The organism is Synechococcus sp. R6-7 (assembly GCF_047461695.1).
Classification (GTDB): Bacteria; Cyanobacteriota; Cyanobacteriia; order Thermostichales; family Thermostichaceae; genus Thermostichus.
In genome coordinates, this window is sequence record NZ_JANSHS010000379.1 from 1 (window position 1) to 3,292 (window position 3,292).

Here is a 3,292-nt window from a genome sequence, read left to right on the forward strand (position 1 = left end):
TTCCGGCATTGCCGTGGGCATGGCCACCAACATCCCGCCCCACAACTTGGGCGAATTGGTGGACGGCCTGATCGCCCTCATCCACAACCCCAACCTGACCAGCCTGGAGTTGATGCAGTGGATCCCGGCCCCCGACTTCCCCACCGGGGCGCTGATCATGGGCCAAGAGGGTATCCGCGAAGCCTACACCACCGGGCGCGGCTCCATCACCCTGCGCGGAGTGGCCAGGGTGGAGACGATCGAGCAGCGGGGCCGACCGGTTCGGGACGCCATCATCATCACCGAGCTGCCCTACCAAACCAACAAGGCAGCCATGATCGAGAAGATCGCCGAGCTGGTCAACGAGAAAAAGCTGGAAGGCATTGCCGACATCCGTGACGAGAGCGACCGCAGCGGCATGCGGGTGGTGATCGAGCTAAAGCGGGATGCCCAGCCGCAGGTGGTGCTCAACAACCTCTACAAGCAAACCCCCCTGCAGGCCAACTTCGGGGTCAACATGCTGGCCATCCTCAACGGCGAGCCGCGCACCCTGACCCTGCGGGACGCGCTGCAGGCTTTTCTGGATTTTCGGGAAGAGGTGATCGAGCGGCGCACCCGCTACGAGCTGCAAAAAGCCGAAGAGCGGGATCACCTGCTGCAGGGCTATCTCTTGGCTTTGGGGCAGTTGGATCGGGTGATTGCCCTCATTCGGGGAGCCGCCGATACCGCCACAGCCCGAGAGGAATTGCAGGCGGTGTTGGGCCTGAGTGAAGCCCAAGCCGACGGGATCCTGCAGATGCAGCTGCGCCGCCTCACCGCCCTGGAAGCGGAAAAAATCCAGGCCGAGCACGAAGACTTGGTGAGGCAAATTGCCGACCTGCGGGATATTCTGGCCCGCCGAGAACGGGTGATGCAGATCATCAGCGAAGAGCTGCAGCAGCTCAAAGCCCGCTTTGCCAGCCCGCGCCGTTCCCGCCTCTGTTTGGAGGATGGGGAGCTGGGAACGGATGATCTGATCGAAAATCGGGAGACGGTTATCTTTCTAACCGAGCAGGGCTATATCAAGCGCATGGGCCTTGAGGAGTTCCAGGTGCAGGGGCGAGCCACCCGCGGCAAAGCCGGCGCCCGCATCAAAGAAGACGATGCCATCGAACAGTTTTTTGCCTGTCGCAGCCACGACACCATCCTCTTTTTCACCAATCGGGGCGTAGTCTATACCCTGCCCGCCCACCAGATCCCCCAGGGGAGCCGCGCCGCCCGTGGCAGCGCCATCGTTCAGTTGCTGCCGATCACCCGGGAAGAGCGGGTTACGTCCATGGTGCCGGTGAGCCAGTTCAGCGACGACGAATATCTGGTGATGCTCACCCGCGGCGGCTACATCAAAAAAACGGCCCTCAGCGCCTTTGCCAATGTACGCTCCAACGGCCTGATTGCCATCTCTCTGGAAGAAAACGACGAACTGCGCTGGGTGCGCCGCGCCCGCTCCAGCGATGATGTGGTCATGGCGACCCGCCAAGGCATGTCCATTCGCTTCCCGGCGGATGACGAGCAACTGCGCCCTCTGGGACGGGCCACCCGGGGCGTGCGGGCCATTACCCTCAACGCCGGCGATGACATCGTCAGCATGGATATTATCTCTGCCGAATCGGTGATGGCTGCCGAGCGAGAGGGGGAGAAGCTGGCTAACCCTTGGGTGCTGGTGATCACCAAAGAAGGGCGGGGCAAGCGCTCGGCCATCGACAATTTCCGCCAGCAAAACCGCGGCGGCAAGGGGGTGATCGCCACCAAGTTCCGCCAGGCGTCGGACGAGCTGGCGGCCCTGCGCATCGTCAATGCCGAAGACGAGATCCTGTTGGTAACCGCCAGGGGCATTGTCATGCGCCAGTTGGCCAAGGCCATTCCCACCCAGTCCCGCGAGGCGACCGGGGTGCTGGTGCAGCGCCTGGATCCGGAAGACAGCATTGTGGGAGTTACAGTGGTACCCGCTGCCTTGGTTGCCGAGGAGGAGACCTCAGAAGCCAGCGCTTGATCCCCGGCCGTTACTTAGGTACGGCATTTGCCGCCGCAGAAGGGTGGGATCCCGTACCGAGGGGGGTGAAGATGGGGTGTTAGCTTTGACATAGCCCAAATTGCGGGAACGGCGAAGGTCTGTGGGATCAGGCCGAGCGCCCTAGTTTGGGCTACACCTGCTGTGTTTGTGGAGCTGGGTTACTCCATGGCGAGCCCGTTGAACTTCATCCCTGGTTTTGAGGCAGTGCAAACTCCGAGCCCCGACAACCGGCTCTGGCAATACTTGCAGTCTCAGGATCCCAGCGTCTTTCAGGATATTGCCCGCAATTCTTCTCCGGAAGTGCTGGAGATCTTGGGCCACAACATCCGTAGCTTGGTGGGGAGCTTGCCCTCCGATCAATTCGGGGTTCAGATCATCACCAACCGCGAGAGCTTGGCCAAAATGCTCTCCGGCGCGATGATGGGCGGCTATTTCCTGCGGGTCATGGAGCAGCGCCTAGCCCTGGAGCAATCTTTGGGCAGTGCCTCCCAGCCTGCCAGCGCGGATCAGCCTTCGCCAGCAGAGGAGGAGGGCTAGGCTTGCAATCCACCTTTTAGCGCCGCCGAGGAGGTTCCATGCTGGATGCGGGTTTCCAGGCAAAGGGATCCCAGTTCAGCAGCCCACCGCGGCGGATTTTGGTTTGCCCGGATAGCTTTAAGGGATCCCTAACAGCCACGGCGGCGGCAGAGAGCATGGCCCGCGGGATCCAACAGGTGCTGCCGGAGGCCGAGGTGGAGCGGCTCCCCTTGGCCGATGGGGGAGAGGGCACCCTAGAGGTATTGCTGCCGACGCTGGGGGGAGAGAAAAAGGGTCTGTGGGTCACCGGCCCCCTGGGGGATCCCGTCTGGGCGGAGTACGGGGTGGCAGGAGAGCTGGCCCTGTTGGAGCTGGCCCAGGTGGCTGGCCTGACCTTGGTGCCACCGGAGCGGCGGGATCCCACCCGCACCACCACTTATGGCCTGGGGGAGCTGCTGCGGGCTGTTTGCCGCGATCCCATCGCTGAGATCTGGATAGGACTGGGGGGATCCGCCACCGTGGATGGAGGGGCGGGCATGGCGCAGGCCTTAGGCTATCGCCTGTTGGATGGAGCTGGGGATCCCATCGGCTGGGGTGGGGCGGAGCTGGCCCGGCTGGCGCGCATCGAGCCCCCCGAACAGCCTGGTTGGCAGGGGAAACGGGTCCGCGGCCTCTGCGATGTGCAAAACCCCCTCACTGGCCCGTTGGGAGCCGCCGCCGTCTTTGCCCCCCAGAAGGGCGCCACCC

The 3,292-nt window shown here is 63.3% G+C and carries 3 protein-coding genes; all 3 read left to right on the forward strand.

All coding sequences use genetic code 11. The features are described from left to right. The coding region (locus NW815_RS11140; RefSeq protein ID WP_414416012.1) for a DNA gyrase subunit A at positions 1 to 2,008 on the forward strand (2,008 nt) is incomplete at its 5' end. A 186-nt stretch (positions 2,009 to 2,194) separates the two neighbouring features. Further along, positions 2,195 to 2,566 (forward strand): DUF760 domain-containing protein, encoded by a 372-nt coding sequence (locus NW815_RS11145; protein WP_011433215.1) that lies wholly within the window; start codon positions 2,195 to 2,197, stop codon positions 2,564 to 2,566. A 38-nt stretch (positions 2,567 to 2,604) separates the two neighbouring features. Beyond that, positions 2,605 to 3,292, forward strand: a 688-nt coding sequence (locus NW815_RS11150) for a glycerate kinase (RefSeq protein ID WP_414416013.1), incomplete at its 3' end; no start/stop codon positions are given.

Excerpts from the sequence above, each read along its gene's own strand:
- NW815_RS11145 (WP_011433215.1), top strand. The coding sequence starts at position 2,195 with ATGGCGAGCCCGTTGAACTTCATCCCTGGTTTTGAGGCAGTGCAAACT.